Here is a 15,427-nt window from a genome sequence, read left to right on the forward strand (position 1 = left end):
AGCGCCACGCCGGAAACCAGAGCCACGAGACCGCGGACAGTCTCACATGATGAAAGAGGACGCCTCAGCGACCGTTGAAATCATCGCAGGTCTGGCCAGCTCTGACAGAGATCCTTTGCAACGGACCGCCCGATTTCAACACTTACGGGCCTTGCCGGGTGTCCGCCCGAGACGAACAACGGGCACCATTGACATAGTGCGTCGAGCCCCGGCCGCCACTGCCGGAGGGGGTGTGGCTCGGGTCCTGGCGCGCTGTCGAGTACAGGAAGCCGGTCGAATGACCGGCCATCTTCGGATGGTGAAACCCATCAGCGACAAGGAGAGGTAATGCGACAGTACGACAGAAGTGGGCGCCGCAACATCTTCGATGATGTCAGAGGCCTGTTCGACGACGCGATAGACCGCCTGTGGGACATCGAGCGTGACCTGGTCGGCACCGCGCGTACCGCAGTCGGTTATCGCGACGACAAAGCGTCCGCACGAACGTATGAGAGAACACGGGAAGGGGGGCTGCGTGAAGTGGAGGATCTTCTGGGGGAAGTGCGGCGCAAGCTTGCCCGGTACGGCCAGGGTGGCCGCGATCAATACAGCCGCGCGTCGCGGGAAAGCGAAGTGTCCGCCGATCTAGAAGGACGGCGGGACTCTGAAGAAAACACCCGGCTGCTGGAGGCCATCGAGTCACTCACTCAGGAGATCCGCGGACTGAAAGACCAGCAGGCTGCCGGACCGGGTGAATAGGGGAGAATGCCGCGTCCCGGCGCACACGGTATGCAGGACGACGGTCGCCTGGAGTCACTTCGCAGTTCCAGGCGCACTACTATCGAGGTCGGGCGCCGAGCGGCCCTGGTGGTTCGGACTACCGTTCCGCGATCAGTTCCCCGTGTTTGACGGCGTTGCGCAGCGTGGCGGCGAATTCTTCTGGAAGTAGGAATCGACGTTCGAGCGGCGTTCGCCGCAGAATGTAAGCACTGCCGCTGCATCGGCCGAAACCTGTCATCCTTTAGGTTCGCCCCGTTCCCGATTTATTTCCCAAAAAGTTGTAGGTACGACCCGGTCATGTCGCTGACCCACTCGACTCCATATCGAGCCACTGTGCGACACGTTCAGTGCTGTGGAACTTGATCACTAACATTCTGACTAACAACGTGTTCGTCGTAGGTAGCACGAAGATGATGAAGTCGCAGGTCAGGGCTAGAGGCCGAGTTGTTTGGCGATGATCTCGTTCATGATCTCGGTGGTGCCGCCGCCGATCCCGAGGATGCGGGCGTCGCGGTAGTGGCGTTCGACCTCGGACTCGCGCATGTAGCCCATGCCGCCGTGGAGCTGGACGGCCTCGTGGACGACCTGTTCGCACACGTGGACGGCGGTGTTCTTGGCGTAGGCGGTCTCGGTGAGGACGTCCTCGCCGGCGATGTAGCGTTCGGCGACGGTGCGGGTGTAGACGCGGGCGACGTCCACCTGGCGGGCCATCTCGGCGATCTTGTGGCGGACGAGCTGCCGCGAGGACAGCGGGCGGCCGAACGTTTCGCGGGAGCGGACGTAGGCGAGCGTCAGGTCCAGGCAGCGTTGCGCCGTCGCGTACGCCTGGACGGCGAGGGAGAGCCGCTCGGCGACGAAGTTCTGCACGATCTGGAGGAAGCCGGTGTTCTCCGCGCCGACCAGGTTGGCGACCGGCACCCGGACGTCGGAGAAGGACAGCTCGGCCGTGTCCGAGCAGAGCCAGCCCATCTTGTCCAGCGCCCGCGACACCGTGAACCCGGGCGTGCCCTTCTCGATGACGAGCAGGGACACGCCGCCGTAGCCGGGGCCGCCGGTGCGGACGGCCGTCGTCACGAAGTCGGCCCGCACCCCGGACGTGATGAAGATCTTCGCGCCGTTGACCACGTAGGCGTCGCCGTCGCGGACGGCCGTGGTGCGCAGCCCGGCGACGTCCGACCCGGCGTCCGGCTCGGTGATCCCGAGCGACCCGATCATCTCCCCGGCCAGGACGGGACGGGCGAACCGGTCGATGAGCGCCGTGTCCCCGGACGCGATCAGGTGCGGCAGCGCGATCCCGTGCGTGAACAGCGACGCCACGACGCCCCCGGACCCGCCCGACTGGATGATCTCCTCGGCGACGAGCAGCGCGTCGATCGGGTCGCCGCCCTGGCCGCCCGCGTCCTCGGGGAAGCCCGCGCCGAGCAGCCCGGCCGCCGCCGCGCGCCGGTGCAGGTCGCGGGGGAGCGCGCCGGCGCGCTCCCACTCGTCCAGGTGGGGGACGATCTCGCGCGTCGTGAAGTCGCGGACGAGGTCGCGCAGGGCACGGCGTTCGGGGGTGTTCCAGGGGCTCACGGCGGCCTCCGACTCAGTAGAATGAGATTCGGAATCTAACAAAGACATGGCCGCCCGGTCACCCCCGGGCTCACCCCGCGTCCGCGACCGCCTTGGCGAACAGCGCGAGACCTTCGTCCACCTGCTCTCCCGTCACGACCAGCGGCGGGATCATCCGGACGACGTTCCCGTACCCGCCGCACGTCAGCAGCAGCAGCCCGCGCTCGGCGGCGGCGGCCTGCGCCCGCGCCGCCGTCGCCCCGTCCGGTTCGCCGGACGGCGCCGTGAACTCGCACGCCTGCATCAGCCCGAGCCCCCGCACGTCCCCGATCACCGGGTGGCCGGCGGCGATCGCGCGCAGCCCGGCGTGCAGCCGGTCGCCCTGGACGGCCGCGTTCCCGACCAGGTCCTCGTCGCGGACGACGTCCAGCGTCGCGAGCGCGGCGGCGCACGCCACCGCGTTGCCGCCGTACGTGCCGCCCTGCGAGCCGGGCCAGGCCCGTTCCATCAGCGCGGCGGGCGCCGCGATGGCCGACAGCGGGAACCCGCTGGCCAGGCCCTTGGCGGTGATGAGGACGTCCGGCCGGACATCGGCGTGGTCGTGCCCCCAGAACCGTCCCGTGCGGCCGATGCCGGTCTGCACCTCGTCCACGACGAGCAGCGCGCCGTGCCGGTCCGCGCGCTCGCGCAGCCCCGCCAGGAACGCGGGCGGGGCGGGGATGTAGCCGCCCTCGCCGAGCACCGGCTCCACGATGAACGCGGCGGTGTCGGCGGGCGCGCACGCCGTCGCGAACAGGTGGTCCAGCTCGCGCAGCGCGAACCGGACGGCCTCCGCCTCGTCCCACCCGTACCGGTACGCCTGCGGGAACGGCGCGACCGCGACGCCCGGCATCAGCGGCCCGATGCCCGCGCGGAACTTGGTGCCCGCCGTGGTCAGCGCGGCGGCGCCCATCGTGCGGCCGTGGAACGAGCCCTGGAACGCGACGATGTTCTGCCGTCCGGTCGCGTGCCGCGCGAGCCGCACCGCCGCCTCGACGGCCTCGCTGCCGCTGTTGAGGTAGAACACCGAGTCCAGCCCGGCGGGCAGGACGTCGCCGAGCCGTTCGGTGAGCCTCAGCAGGCCCGGGTGCAGGACGGTCGTGTACTGCCCGTGGATCAGCGTCCCGGTCTGCTCGCGCGCCGCCGCGACCACCCGGGGATGGCAGTGCCCGGTGCTCGTGACGCCGATGCCCGCCGTGAAGTCCAGATAGCGCCGCCCGTCGGCGTCGTAGAGATGGACGCCCTCGCCGCGCTCGGCCAGCACGGGCGTCGCCTGCTTGAGCACCGGTGACAGCTTCGCCATCGACCCTCTCCCCGGAATTGTCGACAATCTACGGTGCTCATGGCATCACGAAGCCGGGTCGCTGTCCAGGGGCCGGGCGGACGGACGCAGCCGCTCGATCGACCCGGTCATGTGCTCCTCGATCAGCCGCAGCAGCCGTTCCTCGGCGCCGTCGGCGATGGCGTCCACGATCCGGCGGTGCTCGTGGACCAGCTCGTCCGGCTCGGGATAGGTGTCCTGCAGCTCGTTCAGGCACATCCGCGTCTCGACCAGCAGCGTCTGCGCCATCCGCTCCAGCCGGGGGCTGCCCGACGCGCTCACCAGCACCGCGTGGAACGCCTGGTCGGCGTCGCTCATCGCGACCCGGTCGCGGTCGCGCGCCGCCGCGACGAGGGCGTCCAGCGCCTCGGTCAGCCGCGCGACCGCCTCGCCCCGGTTGCGCGCCATGACGAGCGCGCACGCGGCGCGCTCGATCGCGAGCCGGGACAGGTAGACGTCCTCGACGTCCGCGTGGTCCAGCGTGATCACGAACAGCCCGCGGTGCGGCTCGCTGTGCAGCAGGCCCTCCTGGACGAGCCGCTGCATCGCCTCGCGCAGCGGCCCCCGGCTGATCCCGAGCCGGGTCGCCAGTTCGGCCTCGCCGAGCTGGGAGCCGGGCGGCAGCGCCCCGTACATGATCGCCGAACGCAGCTCGGCCGCGACGATCTCGACCGTCGATCGGCGGGGAACCGGTTCCAGCTCGCCCGGTCGGCGCATCGGAGTCCCTTCGGTCGTCACCCGGCGGAGAAAAGGCGGCCGAGCCCGGTGCGGGGCCGGTCGCCGCCGGTCAGTCGCAGACCCTCCCACACGCTCACCTGGTTCGCGGTCAGGACGGGCTTGCCGACGCGGGCCTCCAGGTCGTCCAGCCAGGCCGCGGTGTGCAGCGCGGTGTCGGGGACGAGCACCGCGTCGGCGTCCGGGCGGTCGTGCGCCGCGACGAAGTCCAGCACGTCGTCGCGGCCGAGCGCGCCGACCTCGGCGGCCGTGACGATGCCCCGGCTCGCCAGCGCGACGACCTCCAGCCCCGCGTGCTCCAGGAACGCCCGGAAATGTCCGGCGACGTCGGCGGGATAGGTCGCCGCGACCGCGACGCGCCGCAGCCCGAGCCGCCGCGCGGCGTGGACGAACGCGAACGACGTGCTGGACGCCGGGACGCCCGCCGTCCGGCCGACCCCGGCGGCCTGCGCGGCGGCGCCGTCCCAGCCGAACACGAAGCTCCCGCTCGTGCAGGCCCACACCGCCGCGTCCACGCCGAGGCCGCGCAGCGCGCGGGCGCCCGCTGCGAGGACGCCGTCGCCGCCGATGTCCAGCAGGGCGTCGACGCGGTGGGCGTCCTCGCGCATCTCGGTGTGGACGACCCGCAGCGCGACGTCGCCGAGCAGCCCTTCCAGCACGGGGTAGTCGTCCTCGGCGCTGAACCCGGGGTAGAGGAAGCCGATGCTCCGTCCCATCGTCAGGCCGCCGTCGCGTCGGGATGCCGGACGAGCCGCTGGTCCTCGCCCGCCGCGCGCCACCCCATCCGGCGCAGCGCCATGCACATGGTCACCTGGTTGGCGGTGAGCACCGGTTTTCCGATCATCCGTTCCAGCGGGGCGATGATGTCGTAGGTCGGGACGTTCGTGCAGGAGATGAACACCGCGTCGGCGTCCGGACGGTCCACCGCGCTCACGGCTCGTACGACCTCCTCATAACCGACCTTCCATATATGGCTGAGCAGACCGAGCCCCACCGACGCGACGACTCCCACGCCGTGCTCGGCGAGGAACGTCAGCAGCCGTTGCGTCACCGCGTCGATGTAGGGCGTCACGACGGCGAGCCGCCGCACGCCGAGCAGCGCGAGCGCGTCCACGAGCGCGCCGGACGTCGTGGTGGCGGCGGGCGCGCCCGCGTCCTCCATCGCCCCGACCAGCGCGCGTTCACCGGCCGCGCCGTGCACGAAGCTGCCGGACGCGCACGCGAACACCACGCCGAGCGGTTCGGGGGCGAGGACGTCGCGGGTGGCGCGGCCGACGACCGCGTGGTCCGACAGCGCAGCGGCCATCTCGACCGTCACCGGGACCGGGACGTAGGGGAGCCGGGTGAGGAACAGCGACACGTCGTCGGGCGTCCAGCGCCACAGCTCGCGATCGAGCGCGAAGTCGAACGGCGCGACGACGCCGACGCCGTGCTGGGCGAGGAGGGCGGGCCGGACCACCGCGGCCGGGTCGAACGCCATCGCCGGTCAGCTCTCGTGCCGGCGGTAGACGAGCCGTTCGCCGACGGCGCCCGAGCGCCACACGTCGTTGCACGCCTCGGCCATGCGCGCCAGGCCGTCCACGACGGTCGCGTACACGTTGCCGGGCACCCAGCCGACGTCGCCGTTGAGCAGCAGGTTGTTGCGGCCGTAGAACAGCGCGAGGTCGATGACGCCGGGCAGGTGGTCGATGCTCTTCTCCTCTTTGAAGGCGCGGTCGAGCATGCCTCCGGCGAAGGAGAAGTAGACGACGTCGCCCGGGATGGGCGTGACGGTCGGGTTCTCCAGCCCGACCTCCCGCGGAGCGAACCGCTCCACCATCGTGTAGACCTCGTTGCGCGCGTACTTGGCGTGGTAGACGTCGCCGCCCTGGGGGAGCGCGTCCCATACGGCCGCGCAGGTGCGCGGCGCGTCCTTGTCGAGCAGCTCGGCGGTGCAGGACACGCCCCGGCGCTCCAACGTGATGGTGATGAACCTCGGCAAGCCGGACCTCCCCGGGAACGAGGGCGGGGCGGCGACGGGCGTCGCACCCGACGGGACGCTCAGCGCCTTGGGATCCGCCTGCCCGCACCGGGCGGGGCCGGTGGCGGAACGGTCTTGCAGCCTGATCGCGTTCGATTGTTGACAATCCTACGAGCCGTTCCTAGCGTGTCAATGCCCCCGTGTTAAAGGCGCGTCAACACTCGCCGGCCCGCGGAGGAAGGGGGAATGCCGATGCGCGTGACGGTCCTGTGCGCAGGCGACCGGCCGCCCGGCCTAGACGCGCTCGGACACCGTGCCGACCTGCGCTACGTGGACGCGGCGGGCCTCGCCGCGGCACTCCCGGACGCCGACGTGCTGTTCGTCTGGGACTTCCTGTCCGACGCCGTCCCGGCGGCCTGGCCCGCGACCGGCGGCCCCGGCTGGGTCCACATCGCGAGCGCCGGGGTCGACCGGCTCCTGTTCCCCGCGCTCGCCGACCGCGCCGTCGTCACCAACTCGCGGGGCGTGTTCGACGGGCCGATCGCCGAGTACGTGCTCGGGCTCGTCCTGGCGTTCGCGAAAGACCTGCCCGGCACGCTCCGCCACCAGGACGCGCGCGTCTGGCGGCACCGCGAGACCGAGCGGATCGCCGGACGGTCCGCGCTCGTCGTCGGCACCGGCCCGATCGGCCGCGCCGTCGCCCGGCTGCTGCGCGCGGCGGGCCTGGACGTCACCGGCGCGGGCCGCGCGGCGCGCACCGGCGACCCCGACTTCGGGACCGTCCTGGCCCCGGCGGCGCTGCACGACGGCCTCGCCGCCGCCGACTACCTCGTGCTCGCCGCGCCGCTCACCCCCGCCACTCGCGGCATGATCGACGCCGCCGCGCTCGCCCGGATGCGGCCGTCCGCGCGGCTGGTCAACGTCGGCCGGGGCGCGCTCGTCGTGGAGGACGCCCTGGTCGCGGCGCTGCGCGCGGGCACGATCGCCGGTGCCGCGCTGGACGTGTTCGCCGCCGAGCCGCTCGCGCCGGACTCGCCGCTGTGGACGCTGCCGAACGTGATCGTCTCGCCGCACATGTCCGGCGACGCGGCGGGCTGGCGGGACGAACTCGTCGCGCTGTTCGCCGACAACCTCGACCGCCGCCTGACCGGCCGCCCGCTGCGCAACGTCGTGGACCAGCGGCTCGGCTACGTCCGCGAGCACGTCCGCGAGGGAGCGCCATGACCGACCCGGCCGACCTGTCCGCCGCCGAACTCCTCGCCGCCTACCGCGCCCGGACGCTGTCGCCGGTCGAGGCGGTCGCGGCCGTCCTGCACCGGATCGAGCGCGAGAACCCGGTGCTCAACGCGTTCTGCCTGGTCACCGCCGACGAGGCGCTGACCGCCGCCCGCGCCTCGGCGGACCGGTGGGCGCGCGGCCGGCCGCTGCCCCTGGACGGCGTCCCGGTCTCGATCAAGGACGTGTTCCTCACCGCCGGACGGCCCACGCTGCGGGGCAGCCGCGCGGTCGACCCCGCCGGGCCGTGGCGCGAGGACGCGCCCGCCGTGGCCCGCCTGCGGGAGGCGGGCGCCGTGGCCGTGGGGAAGACCACGACGCCGGAGTTCGCGTGGAAGGGCGTCACCGACGGCCCGCTGACCGGCGTCACCCGCAACCCGTGGGACCCGGCGCTGACGCCGGGCGGGTCCAGCGGCGGCGCGGCGGCGGCCGTCGCGGCGGGCCTGGCGCCGCTCGCCCTCGGCACCGACGGCGGCGGATCGGTGCGCATCCCGGCCGCGTTCACCGGCACGTTCACGCTGAAGCCGACGTACGGGCGGGTGCCGCACTACCCGGCGAGCCCGTTCGGGACGCTCGCGCACGCCGGCCCGATGACCCGGACGGTCCAGGACGCCGTCCTGCTGCTCGACGTCATCACCGCGCCCGACCCGCGCGACTGGGCCGCGCTGCCGCCGCCGGCCGGGCCGTTCGCCGCGACCGTCCCGGACGTGACGGGCCTGCGCGTCGCGTTCAGCCCCGACCTCGGCCACGCCCGCGTCGATCCGGAGGTGGCCGCGCTCGTCGCGTCCGCCGCCGAGACGTTCGCCGCGCTCGGCGCGACGGTGGAGCGCGCCGACCCGGGGTTCGCCGACCCCGTCGCCGCGTTCTGGACGCTGTGGTCCGCCGGGGCCGCCAAGGTCGTCGAGCCCCTGGACCCCGAGCGGCGGGCCGGCCTGGACCCCGGCCTGCGCGAAATCTGCGAGCAGGGCGCCGCCGTCACCGCCGCCGCGTACCTGGACGCCACCGCCGTCCGCATGGACCTCGGCCGCCGCATGGGCGAGTTCCACGAGCGCTACGACCTGCTGCTCACCCCGACGCTGCCGATCGCCGCGTTCCCGGCGGGCCGGGAGACGCCGGACGGGCGGCCGGGGGAGCGCTGGACGTCCTGGACGCCCTTCACCTACCCGTTCAACATGACGCAGCAGCCCGCCGCGAGCGTCCCGTGCGGGTTCACCGCCGCCGGGCTCCCGGCCGGGCTCCAGATCGTCGGCCCCCGGCACGCCGACGCCCGCGTCCTCGCCGCGTGCCGCGCGTTCGAGGCGGCCCGCCCGTGGGCCGGCCGCCGTCCGCCGTCAGCGGCGGGACCGCCGTGAGCGCCGCTCGGCCCGCCGCGCCTGCCGGTCGGCCCGCCGCTCGCGCCGCTTCACCGACACGCTGCCCCACATCGCCAGGCCGCTGACGATCACGAGCGGCGACCCGGCGGCGCCCGGCCCGGACGCCCCCTGCCCGAACCCGCCCATCATCCCGACGCCCTCGACCTGCACGTTGAGGTCGGGCGGCACGATGATCTCCACGCCGCCCATGAACGCGAACGCGGTGATCTTGGTCTCGCCCGCGGGGAACACGGCCTCGCGCAGGTCGATGCTGCTCGACCCCCAGAACGAGAACGCCGTGAACCGCTTGGGCGCCGACCACGGCCCGCGCCGCTTGCACCCGCTCATCACCGCGTACGCCGAACTCCACGACGGCAGCCCGCTCGCCGCGGCGGTCGACCCCGCGTACACGTCCGCCGTCAGGTCGGCGACGAGCTGTTCCAGTTGGCCGAGCGTCCGCGACGCGAACACCCAGCCGAGCCGTTCCTCGGTCTCCGCGAGCGTCAGGCGGCCGTCTCCGGCGGCCTGGCGGAGGACGTGCGCGAAGCGCTCGCGGTCGGCGTCCGAGGCCCGGACGTCAGGCTCACGTTGCGGGATATTCGTCATGAACGGAGCTTAATCGGGCGGCGGTGTCCAGGCCGCGATCTCCGTCCGGGCCGTGAATCCGAGCTTGGTGAGGATGTGCTCGACATGTGAGTCCACGGTGCGCTTGGCGAGGACGAGCCGGTCCGCGATCTGTCGGTTGGTGAGCCCTTCCGCCACCAGCGCCGCCACTTCGCGCTCCCGTGTGGTGAGCGTCTCACGTGCGGGCGCCGGGCCGGGCGCGGCCACCGGCTCGCCGCGCGCCAGCGCGATCGCCTCGGTGATCGTCAGCTCGCCGCCGCGCCGCTTGGCGGACTGGAACCGGTCGGCGGGCAGACGGCGCTGGAGGGCCTTCTCCGACAGCGCCCGCCGCTCCATGTAGTGCGGGCCGTACTGGAGCTGCGCGCCCAGCTCGCGCCACATGCGCTCGGTCGCGCCGAGCAGCATCGCCGCCTCCTCGTAGCGGCCCCGCACCAGCGTGGCGGGGGTCAGCAGGTCGAGGGCGAGCGTGATGCCGAGCTGGTCGCCGAGGTCCTCCTTGATCTGGAGGCAGGCCATGAGGTCGTCCACGGCCTCGTCCTTGCGGCCCGTCCACCAGCGCGCCGCCGCCCGCGCGTACAGCGCGAACGACCGGTTCCAGACCTCGCCGCTGGCCTCGCCCGCCCGGACGCTCTCCTCGGCGACCGCGAGCGCCGCGTCCCAGTCGCTCTCCAGCGCCAGCACCGACGACAGGTGCGGCCCGGCCAGCAGCGCGGCCGGTTCCTCGTGGCCGAGCCGCGCGAACTCCTCGCGCGCCTGCGCGATGCGGGTCCGGGCGCCCTCCAGCTCGCCCTCGAACAGCGCGACCAGGCCCGTCCCGTGCAGGATGTGGGCGCGCAGCACCGGGTCGTCGGCGGCGTCGGCGCGCTCGAACAGCGCCCGGCCGCGCTCGGCCTCGCCGCGCTGGACGGCGACCAGGCCCGTCCCGAACGCCACCCACGCCCGCTCGCGGTGGGCGGGCGGCAGCGCCTCGGTCGCGGTGAGCACCCGGTCCTGCCAGCTCAGCGCCTCGCCGAACTTCCCGAGGCACAGCCAGTAGTGCTGCAGGACGGCCGCCAGGTGCAGCGCCGTCTCCTCGTCGCCCGGCGTGGACAGCGAGTGCTCCAGCGCGACCCGCAGGTTCGCGTTCTCCTCCCGCAGCCGGATCAGCGCGGGGAGCTGCCCGGCGCCGAGCGCGTCCCGCCGCGCCTCCTCGGCCAGCGCGAGGTAGTGGTCGCGGTGGCGGCGCAGGACGTCCGGGCGCTCGCCCAGCTCGGTCAGCCGCTCCGCGCCGTACTCGCGCAGCGTGTCCAGCATCCGGTAGCGGCGGCCGTCGCGCTCGCACAGCACGATCGACTTCTCCACCAGCCGGGCGAGGACGTCCAGCAGGGCGTCGGCGGCCAGCGCGCCGCCCGCCCCGACGCGCTCGGCGGCGGCCAGGTCGAAGTCGCCGGGGAACACCGACAGCCGCGCCCACAGCAGCCGCTCCTGCGCGGTGCACAGGTCGTGGCTCCACTCGATCGTCGCGCGGAGCGTCCGGTGCCGTCCGCCCGCCGCGCGCGGGGTGCCGAGCAGCCGGAACCGGTCGTCGATGCGGTCCACGAGCTGTTCCACCGACATGCTCCGCAGCCGGACGGCGGCCAGTTCGATCGCGAGCGGGATGCCGTCCAGGTGGCGGCACAGCCGGGCGACCGTCGCGTGGTTGTCCCGCGTCAGCGCGAACCCCGGGACCATCGCCTCGGCGCGGTCGGCGAACAGCGTCACCGCGTCGTCGCCGGTCGCGCTGTCCTGGTCGGCGACCGGCAGCGGCGGGATGACGAGCGTGTGCTCGCCCATGACGTCCAGCGGCTCGCGGCTGGTCGCGAGGATCCGCAGCCGGGGCGCGGCGCGCAGCAGCACCTCGGTGAGCGTCGCGCAGCCGTCCACCAGGTGCTCGCAGGTGTCCAGGACGAGCAGCAGGTGCTTGTCGGACAGATGGTCGGCGAGCCGGTCGGTCTGGTCGCCGGACGCCTGGCCGGGCAGCCGCAGCGCGTCGGCGACCGTCCGGGCGAGCAGCGCGGGCTCGCGCAGCGCCGACAGCTCCACCAGCCACGCCCCGTCGGGGAACGACCGGCGCAGGTCGGCGGCGACCCGCACCGCCAGCCGCGTCTTGCCGACGCCGCCGACGCCGGTCAGCGTGACGAGCCGGGACCGGGCCAGCACCTGGCGGGCCTCGCCGAGCTCACGCTGCCGCCCGATGAACCGCGTCATCTCGGCGGGCAGATTCCCGGCCCGCGACATCTCCGCCAGCACCGTGACGATCACCTCGGGTGAAGGGCTCCGGGGGTGAGCCGGTCGTCACCCATCGTACCCGGACGTCACGACGCGCCGCCGACCGATCACCCAGAGTGCGACACGGGTTCCAGCCGTACGATGACCGACTTCGACGTCGGAGTGTTGCTGATCTCGGCGGTGCTGTCGAGGGGCACGAGGACGTTCGTCTCCGGGAAGTAGGCGGCGGCGCAGCCGCGCGCGGTCGGGTAGGCGACGGCGCGGAACGCGGGGGCGCGGCGCTCGGAGCCGTCCGTCCACTCCGAGACGAGGTCGACGGTCGCGCCGTCCGCGACGCCGAGGTCCGCCAGGTCCCCGGGGTGGACGAACACGACGCGCCGTCCGGCCTTCACGCCCCGGTAGCGGTCGTCCATGCCGTAGATCGTGGTGTTGTACTGGTCGTGGCTGCGCAGGGTCTGGAGCAGCAGCCGCCCCGCCGGGACGTGCACGACCTCCAGCCGGTTCGCGGTGAAGTTCGCCTTGCCCGTCGCGGTGGGGAAGCGGCGCTCGTCGCGCGGCGCGTGCGGCAGGGCGAACCCGTCCGGCTCGCGGACGCGCGCGTTGTAGTCGGCGAACCCCGGGACGACCCGGGACACGTGGTCGCGGATGACGTCGTAGTCGTCCTGGAGCGCCGACCAGTCGACGGACGAGCCGGGCAGCGTCGCGCGCGCCAGCCCGCACACGATCGCGACCTCCGAGCGCAGGTCGGGACCTGCGGGCGCGAGCCGTCCGCGCGAGGCGTGGACCAGGCCCATCGAGTCCTCGACGGACACGAACTGCGGCCCGGTCCGCTGCTCGTCGCGCTCGGTGCGGCCGAGCGCCGGGAGGATCAGCGCCGTCTCGCCGGTCACCGCGTGGGACCGGTTCAGCTTGGTGGACACCTGGACGGTCAACCGGCACCCGCGCAGCGCGGCCTCGGTGACGGCCGAGTCGGGCGTCGCGCGGGCGAAGTTGCCGCCCATCCCGACGAACACGCGCGCCCGGCCGTCGCGCATCGCCCGGACGGCCCCGACCGTGTCGAACCCGTGGGCGCGCGGCGGCGCGAACCCGAACTCGGCGCCGAGCGCGTCCAGGAACGCGGGCGCGGGCCGCTCGACGATGCCCATCGTCCGGTCGCCCTGGACGTTGGAGTGGCCGCGCACCGGGCACACGCCCGCGCCCGGACGGCCCACGTTCCCGCGCAGCAGCAGGAAGTTGACGACCTCCCGGATCGTCGCGACGGAGTTGCGGTGCTGCGTGAGGCCCATCGCCCAGCACACGACGATCCGGCGGGCGGCGCGGACGTCCCCGGCCGTCGCCTCGATCTCGTCCCGCGTCAGGCCGGTCGCGGCGAGCACCTCGGCCCAGTCCAGCGCCCGGACGTGCTCCTCGAACGCCGCGAACCCGTGCGTGTGCTCGGCGATGAAGGCGCGGTCGACGGCGTCCGCCTCCAGCAGCAGCCGGTTCAGCGCCTGGAACAGCGCGAGGTCGCCGTTCAGCCGGATCTGGAGGAACCGGTCGGCGAGCGCGGTGCCGCGTCCGGCCAGCCCGCCCGGACGCTGCGGGTTCTTGAACCGCAGCAGCCCGGCCTCGGGCAGCGGGTTGACGGCCACGATCCGCGCGCCGTTCCGCTTGGCCCTCTCCAGCGCCGTGAGCATCCGGGGGTGGTTGGTGCCGGGGTTCTGCCCGACGACGAACAGCAGGTCGGCACGGTGCAGGTCGTGCAGCGACACCGAGCCCTTCCCGACGCCGAGCGTCTCGGTGAGCGCCGACCCCGACGACTCGTGGCACATGTTGCTGCAGTCGGGGAGGTTGTTGGTCCCGAACGCGCGGACGAACAACTGGTAGGCGAACGCCGCTTCGTTGCTCGTCCGCCCGGACGTGTAGAAGACGGCCTCGTCGGGGGAGTCCAGCGCGTTCAGCGCGGCGGCGGCGAGGCCGAACGCCTCGTCCCAGGAGACGGGCTCGTAGTGCCGCGAGCCCGGCCGCTTCACCATCGGCTCGGTGAGCCGTCCCCGCTGCCCGAGCCAGTGGTCGGAGCGCGCGGCGAGGTCGTCCACGTCGTGCGCGGCGAAGAACGCGCGGGTGACGCGGCGGGTCGTGGCCTCCTCGGCGACGGCCTTGGCGCCGTTCTCGCAGAACTCCGCGACATGGCGGTCGGCGCCCTCGGGCCACGCGCAGCCGGGGCAGTCGAAGCCCTGCTTCTGGTTGACGCGCAGCAGGGTCAGGGCCGTCCGGCGCACGCCCATCTGCGCGTGGGAATGCCGCAGGGCCGCCGTCACGCCCGGCACGCCCCCCGCCCAGTCTTTGGGCCGGCCGACGCTCAGGTCCGCGTCGCCGCCGTCGTTCTCCGGAGCGTCCATGCTCGTCCTTCCGCCGCACAGGACGTTACTGCGGCGGCCCTTCCACCAGGCGGACGTCGGCGGAATGACGGCGCCCGTCGCGGGTCGTCCACTCCAGTTTCACCACGTCGCCCGGGTGGTGCGTCAGCATCAGGCCCGTGAGCCGCGACGGCGTGTCCACCGCCTCGCCCGCCAGCGCGACGACGACCCCGCCCGCCTTGACGCCCGCCTTGTCCGCCGGGGTGTCGGGGACGACCGTGTCGACCAGCGCGCCGAACGCCGTGCCGTTGGACCGGACCTGGACGCCGAGCAGCGCGGTCTTGCCGATGTGGATCGTCCCGGTCGCCCGGCCCGCGCGGATCTGCCGGGCGATCTCCAGCGCGCCCGCCGCCGGGATCGCATACCCCCGGTGCTCGGGGGTCGCCGTAGCCGTGCCGGACGGCGTCGCGTGCTTGTGCGTCGTCCCGTCGTCGTCCGGGCCCGCCGACGCGGCCGTGTTGATGCCGATCACCTTGCCGTCGGTGTCCAGCAGCGGGCCGCCCGAGTCGCCCGGCTTGATCGGCGCGTCGGTCTCGATGAGGCCGCTCAGCCGCTCCGAGCCGCCGTCGGCCTGGTTGCGCGCGGTGATCGTCTGCTCCAGCGACGTGACGACGCCGGTCACCACCGCCGGCGCGCCGCCCTTGCCGCCCGCGTTGCCCACGGCCGTCACCGGGTCGCCGACGCGGACGTCGGAGGAGTCGCCGAACACCGCCGGCCGCAGCCCGGCCGCATCGTCCATCTTGATCACCGCGAGGTCGTTCGCCGGGTCGTAGCCGACGACGCGGGCCCGGTAGGCGCGGCGGTTGTCGGTGTCGGTCGCGGTGATCGACGTCGCGCCCGCGATGACGTGGTTGTTGGTCAGGACGAAGCCCGAGGAGGTCATGAGGATGCCCGTGCCCGCGGACCGCATGCTGCTCAGCCCTTGGTCCGCCTCGATGTTGATCACGCCGGGCCGGCGGCCGGACGGCCGGTCCCCTGCGCGGGTGCTGGTCGGCGCCGGGGCGGGCGCGGCCATCTCGCCGCCGTTGGCGTACTCCGCGAGCAGCGGGCGCCCGAGCACCACGGCCGCGGCCGTGACCAGGACCAGCAGGACCAGGAGGGTCACCGGTCCCGATCCCTCGCGTCCGGGGGCCTCGTTCACCGGCGCGCCTCCTTCTCCCCAAGT

Annotated in this window: 13 protein-coding genes; 3 read left to right on the forward strand and 10 right to left on the reverse strand. The window is 73.6% G+C overall.

What is annotated here, in order from left to right:
* Nucleotides 1-327 precede the first annotated feature (327 nt).
* Nucleotides 328-738 (forward strand): hypothetical protein, encoded by a 411-nt coding sequence (locus tag BTM25_RS22415; protein ID WP_103564964.1) that lies wholly within the window; start codon nucleotides 328-330, stop codon nucleotides 736-738.
* Between the two features lie 453 nt (nucleotides 739-1,191).
* Here BTM25_RS22415 and BTM25_RS22420 read toward each other — a convergent pair whose 3' ends face one another.
* From BTM25_RS22420 to BTM25_RS22445, 6 genes are all read right to left on the reverse strand, one after another.
* On the reverse strand, nucleotides 1,192-2,331 hold the full coding sequence (locus BTM25_RS22420) for an acyl-CoA dehydrogenase family protein (RefSeq protein WP_235828570.1): 1,140 nt from the start codon (nucleotides 2,329-2,331) through the stop codon (nucleotides 1,192-1,194).
* Between the two features lie 70 nt (nucleotides 2,332-2,401).
* Nucleotides 2,402-3,652: an aspartate aminotransferase family protein gene (locus BTM25_RS22425; RefSeq protein ID WP_103564966.1), complete on the reverse strand. Its 1,251-nt coding sequence runs from the start codon at nucleotides 3,650-3,652 to the stop codon at nucleotides 2,402-2,404.
* A gap of 45 nt (nucleotides 3,653-3,697) precedes the next feature.
* On the reverse strand, nucleotides 3,698-4,387 hold the full coding sequence (locus tag BTM25_RS22430; RefSeq protein WP_103564967.1) for a GntR family transcriptional regulator: 690 nt from the start codon (nucleotides 4,385-4,387) through the stop codon (nucleotides 3,698-3,700).
* Nucleotides 4,388-4,404: 17 nt separating this feature from the next.
* Nucleotides 4,405-5,121 carry a maleate cis-trans isomerase family protein gene (locus BTM25_RS22435; protein WP_103564968.1) on the reverse strand — a complete coding sequence of 239 codons (717 nt, stop codon included), beginning with the start codon at nucleotides 5,119-5,121 and terminating at the stop codon, nucleotides 4,405-4,407.
* Between the two features lie 2 nt (nucleotides 5,122-5,123).
* A complete protein-coding gene (locus tag BTM25_RS22440; RefSeq protein ID WP_103564969.1) occupies nucleotides 5,124-5,885 on the reverse strand; it encodes a maleate cis-trans isomerase family protein in 762 nt (253 codons plus the stop codon).
* A 6-nt stretch (nucleotides 5,886-5,891) separates the two neighbouring features.
* Nucleotides 5,892-6,374, reverse strand: coding sequence for a DUF3830 family protein (locus BTM25_RS22445; RefSeq protein ID WP_205648247.1), 483 nt, complete (start codon nucleotides 6,372-6,374; stop codon nucleotides 5,892-5,894).
* Between the two features lie 237 nt (nucleotides 6,375-6,611).
* Here BTM25_RS22445 and BTM25_RS22450 point away from each other — a divergent pair, with 237 nt between their 5' ends.
* Complete coding sequence (locus tag BTM25_RS22450; protein WP_103564971.1) at nucleotides 6,612-7,589, forward strand: D-2-hydroxyacid dehydrogenase; 978 nt, start codon at nucleotides 6,612-6,614, stop codon at nucleotides 7,587-7,589.
* The gene (locus tag BTM25_RS22455; RefSeq protein WP_103564972.1) at nucleotides 7,586-8,992 is read left to right on the forward strand and encodes an amidase; all 1,407 of its coding nucleotides are present in this window, start codon (nucleotides 7,586-7,588) and stop codon (nucleotides 8,990-8,992) included. Before BTM25_RS22450 ends, BTM25_RS22455 begins: the two co-directional genes overlap by 4 nt.
* Here BTM25_RS22455 and BTM25_RS22460 read toward each other — a convergent pair.
* The 4 genes from BTM25_RS22460 to BTM25_RS22475 all read right to left on the reverse strand — a co-directional run bounded on the left by BTM25_RS22460 (nucleotide 8,972) and on the right by BTM25_RS22475 (nucleotide 15,403).
* The gene (locus tag BTM25_RS22460) at nucleotides 8,972-9,598 is read right to left on the reverse strand and encodes a DUF1707 SHOCT-like domain-containing protein (RefSeq protein WP_103564973.1); all 627 of its coding nucleotides are present in this window, start codon (nucleotides 9,596-9,598) and stop codon (nucleotides 8,972-8,974) included. The two genes, BTM25_RS22455 and BTM25_RS22460, sit on opposite strands and share 21 nt — an antisense overlap.
* A 9-nt stretch (nucleotides 9,599-9,607) precedes the next feature.
* Nucleotides 9,608-11,896, reverse strand: coding sequence for an ATP-binding protein (locus BTM25_RS22465; RefSeq protein ID WP_103564974.1), 2,289 nt, complete (start codon nucleotides 11,894-11,896; stop codon nucleotides 9,608-9,610).
* Between the two features lie 74 nt (nucleotides 11,897-11,970).
* Nucleotides 11,971-14,244, reverse strand: coding sequence for an FdhF/YdeP family oxidoreductase (locus tag BTM25_RS22470; RefSeq protein ID WP_103564975.1), 2,274 nt, complete (start codon nucleotides 14,242-14,244; stop codon nucleotides 11,971-11,973).
* Nucleotides 14,245-14,269: 25 nt separating this feature from the next.
* Nucleotides 14,270-15,403: a S1C family serine protease gene (locus tag BTM25_RS22475; RefSeq protein WP_103564976.1), complete on the reverse strand. Its 1,134-nt coding sequence runs from the start codon at nucleotides 15,401-15,403 to the stop codon at nucleotides 14,270-14,272.
* Nucleotides 15,404-15,427: the final 24 nt, after the last annotated feature.

It is taken from the genome of Actinomadura rubteroloni, assembly GCF_002911665.1.
GTDB classification, from domain to species: domain Bacteria; phylum Actinomycetota; class Actinomycetes; order Streptosporangiales; family Streptosporangiaceae; genus Spirillospora; species Spirillospora rubteroloni.